General features: G+C 39.1%; 4 protein-coding genes. All 4 read right to left on the bottom strand.

Annotated features, from left to right (window positions below):
- On the bottom strand, window positions 1-778 hold a 778-nt coding region (locus QZU45_RS11095; protein ID WP_295355281.1), incomplete at its 3' end, for a DUF6273 domain-containing protein.
- A 262-nt stretch (window positions 779-1040) separates the two neighbouring features.
- Window positions 1041-2924 carry a DUF262 domain-containing HNH endonuclease family protein gene (locus tag QZU45_RS11090; protein WP_295355280.1) on the bottom strand — a complete coding sequence of 628 codons (1884 nt, stop codon included), beginning with the start codon at window positions 2922-2924 and terminating at the stop codon, window positions 1041-1043.
- 215 nt (window positions 2925-3139) lie between these two features.
- Window positions 3140-3427, bottom strand: coding sequence for a hypothetical protein (locus QZU45_RS11085; protein WP_031579784.1), 288 nt, complete (start codon window positions 3425-3427; stop codon window positions 3140-3142).
- A gap of 52 nt (window positions 3428-3479) precedes the next feature.
- The coding region (locus QZU45_RS11080) for a hypothetical protein (protein ID WP_295355278.1) at window positions 3480-4133 on the bottom strand (654 nt) is incomplete at its 5' end.

Here is a 4133-nt window from a genome sequence, read left to right as displayed (position 1 = left end):
AGCTAACAGAGCAGCCATACAGATCAAGCGATTCGATGTAGATGTAGTCAACAGACGTCGCGAAGTGCTGATAGTAGCCCGGCGACCGAAGCCACCAAGGACAACAGCCTCTGCCATTAATAAAACACACACCAGATTTATGACATCCTTTTCCTAAAGCATAGGGGGTTGGTATACATTTACGGGACTCTTTGTCCTTAAAGAGACTACCTGCTTCGGCTACACTTAAGCAGAACACTCTATCTTCCGTACTGTTTCCACCAAAGGTGCCAGACTTCGCATTGTTGTCATTCGTAAGTTTGGTTACCGCAATCTTCTTCTGTTCTGTAGCGGTAAAGGCATTCTTCAGGAATTCTCCGTTCAGCCATTTCCTGAGATCGCAGTTTTCCCAGGTTATATCTACACATTGATTGTGGTAGTTCTTACAATCCAAACCATATCTGGAGATTAGAAGAACCTTTGTACCGGACTTTTTTAGAACCAGCCACTCAATGGGAGTTTTCTTAGTGCTGTTCTCCTGGTAATAACTTCCGAACTTGAAGTAGTCCCCCTTCTTAAGCTCCGGTACAGCAGTTTTTGAGGCAGCTGCCTTGTCAGTGTTTTTAGCAGTCTGCTGTTTTACTGCCGGTTTAGCTGCTTTAACAGTATTCTTTACAGTCTTTGCAGCCTGATTCTTAGATGACGTTTTTACTGTAGCTGTAGCTTTAGATGAAGAAGCCTTTTCCCCGGTTTTGGCCGTAGCCTTCTTTTGATTTCCTGATGCTTTAGTGTCTTTCATAAAACCTCCTGACAGGTAATAAAACCTGCATTTTATAAATCAAATCCCCTCTTGGAAAACTCCGGTTCCGCCTTAATGCTTTCGTATGTAATAAAGCTCTTCAAGTATTCAGCTTTAAAAATATCAAGCTTTTAAGTTTCCTATCATTTCTGCAAAAATATCATTTACCGTTTTATTGCAACAAACCATTCAGTATAAAACCCAGGGAGATCTGCATACCGGAATTTTGTCCCTGGATTTTTTCTACCGGCTTAAATCAGTATCATGATTTACCGAAAATAAAATCCAGAATACGGTTTACGGCCTTTTCGGTAGCCATGTTTATATCTTCAACTCTCCAGTCTGAACCGTAGGTGGTTAAAGATGCGGCTATGCTGTAGCAGCTGTCCTTATATCCGGACTTTTCTCTCACAGAGGTCTGGGTTTTAGTCTTAAACCAGGCATTACCAATAGTTTTATTAATACTTTCTTCCAAAAGAATCTTATTTCCGAGTTTATTAACTATTGCTGCAAATTCATTGACATCGTTAATTCCGGCATCCTTGCGAATTACAGCAATATTTTTACCGCTTGCCGGCATAATGTGCTCTATATTGACGCTATCAGACAGGATAAATTTCTTCCCGTGATTTCTGGCATAAAGATATTCATTGAGGTAAACCAGAGGATTTCTTTCATAAAAAAGTAAGGATCTTTTCAAATCATCTCTCTGCCAGTTGCCGGCATCATTAATATGATTGTTAAAATCACTGTCTATCTCGCTGATAGAAGTCCGGGGATCTACCAGTTTAATATTTTCCTTAAACAGGAATGTTTTGAATTTGTTACTGGAGTATCCGGCATCAACAATTTCAAGAATAGCAAAGAGCCTTAACAGAGGAACAGCTATGGAAGAAACCAGTTCCTCTGTTATAGCCGAACTGTCAAAATCTCCATTCCCATCATTACGGCAGAATTTAAAAAGGTACGAAACCAGATAAAGCTTTGCATTTACATTGAACTTAAGCAGAAGCTTAACAATGGAATAATCTTTGATTAAAAGCCAAAGATTGACAATTGTTTTAAAGCTGTCACAAAGCACCAATGGATTCTTCAACAGGGAGCCTTTATCTCCTTCGTAGAATTTTCTCACACCGGGAGTGGTAACATTCGGGGTTTCGCTATTAATACTCATATATACACGGTTTTCAGCTCTATATATGTACATGTACTGCTGAAGCACTCCGTCTATATCCAGAATTTTACCTTTTTTAAGGTCACTTCCATCCTTAGTGGCTTCTCGAATAAATCCCCATTTTTCAACAAATTCCTTCTTTTCCGGTTCTTCCACGATATTCGCATACATGGCTGCAGAAATTATGTCTGCATCGGAAAGTGGCAATCCCTTGGAATTCAGCGAATTGAACATGGCGATTGCCTGTTCAATATTCCAGCTTCTGATTACAATAAGCTGGCATTTATCCAGTAACTTCTGAGCAAATACATGAATACTGGATTCACCGTATTTGGAAAGACGGTCATAGAAATACTTAAAATTAGAGAAGAAACTGATCTTATTCAGTTTTGGCTTTGATATTTCATTTTCTTTTGCAAGATTACTAAGATCATCAAAGTTCAATGTTCTGACTATTTCAGCAAATATTTTCTTATTTATCTCAGGCTCATTAATGGAATTGTTTTCAATCAGAACAAGTTGATCCAGCAACGCCGGATCCCGTTTTATCTTAAGAATACCTTCATCATTTGTTTTATACACAACAGACTGGATCTTACGAAGATCTCCCTTAAGACCTTCCTTGAGAAATTCAGAATCTTCATCATGTTCTACAAAATTCTTTAGCTTGGCACCTATTACAAATTCCAAAGCCTTAAGCAACAGGTAAAAGGTAGTAGTACGCTGCTGACCGTCAATCAGATACATCTTTTCGGATTTAACATTTAGAATAATAGTACCGAAAAAGTACGGATCCTCAGCCCCCTCGCTGATAAAGGTTTCAATATCATCAACAAGCTTATCGCACTGGCCGATTTCCCATGTATAACTGCGCTGATATTCAGGGATAACAAAATACTCATTTTTCTGATTATTCTTTAAGAAGTAATCATAGACTGTGCAGAGATGCGGCTCAATTTCTTTCACTGCCATAATTAACTACCTGATACTCACTTAGAAACCACAAACAAAAAAGTATGCGGTGCTGAAGTTTGATTTTTTCTGAAAATCAAAGAGAAAATGTCATCTAGATATTGGTTCATTTTTGCAAGACATGACATTCTGGACTATCTGCACCGCATTAAGAGATACTCAGAAAGCTGTTCCATTCCCGAGCATCTCCTCCTCACTTGATAAAAACAACACAATCAACGCAAAGAAGAAATGGTAACGTTGTTGTCAGCCAATGCTCCTTCCTTGTTCTCAACCTGAATGGTGATACCGAAATTATCCTTAAGCAGCTTTTCAGCATTACCAACCTTCATGTTGCCGTGAATCTCAACTTCGCCACCCTTTACATCACCGGTTCTGATAGAAGCAAGAGTTGCTGAATCTTCGGCAAAATGCTTGCCGTTATAAACACGTACTGCAACCTTGAACTCATCCTTGAACATGGCCTTAAACTTAGCCACTGTAGTTCTTCCAGAAAATTTCATAAAAATTTCTCCTTAAAAGTTAAAAAATAATTAATAATCAGGTTAAAAAATATCAACCTTTCCTGACGTTTCTTATCGTCAAATCGTCATCTACAGATTGGCCGCCTCTAGCGGTAACAATCTCAATGCCAAGACCATACATCTTTGCAAATGTCTTTTTTACTACCTTGACCTGATCTGCAGTATTAATAACTATGACACCGTGCTGAGCGATTTTATTGTCCTCAGACACATCCTTTAGCAGAGTCTCAGGTGAAGCAAAATGACCTCTGGCTCCGGTCATGATTTTTCCAGTACTTTTAGTAAGACACCATACCCTGACACTTACCCCTTTACAGGCTTTGTTAAATGCTTTAGTAAAGGAATTTACAGTAGTAGAGCTGTTAACGGCCACATCGAGAGATATTAGATCGTCGCTCTTGATATCCTTGATTTCCTTGAGAGTCTTGTTGTTGTCAGCAAAACCTTTGCCGTCGGAACAGAGTATCTGCACCCCGATCCCCAGAGTGCTCTCAATTTTCTTCTCCACACTGCCGACCTTTTCAGTATCTTTAATCGAGATCTTTTTGGATTTTCCTTTCGCAATAATAGTGGAAACGTCACTAATCAAAGCATCCTTAGAGGCTCTTCTGCCCCCAGCTCCACTTTGAATTTTCCTTTCCTTGGAAAGGTTGTACACGCGGATAGGAATATCAAAAACTCTTAA

The organism is uncultured Succinivibrio sp., from assembly GCF_902756765.1.
GTDB lineage: Bacteria > Pseudomonadota > Gammaproteobacteria > Enterobacterales > Succinivibrionaceae > Succinivibrio.
The sequence above is the reverse complement of the archived record's forward strand: the minus strand, read 5'-3'. Positions and strand labels throughout refer to the sequence as shown.

Bases quoted from the DNA above. Each gene is read 5' to 3' on its own strand.
- QZU45_RS11090 (WP_295355280.1), bottom strand. From the start codon at position 2,924: ATGGCAGTGAAAGAAATTGAGCCGCATCTCTGCACAGTCTATGATTAC.
- QZU45_RS11085 (WP_031579784.1), bottom strand. From the start codon at position 3,427: ATGAAATTTTCTGGAAGAACTACAGTGGCTAAGTTTAAGGCCATGTTC.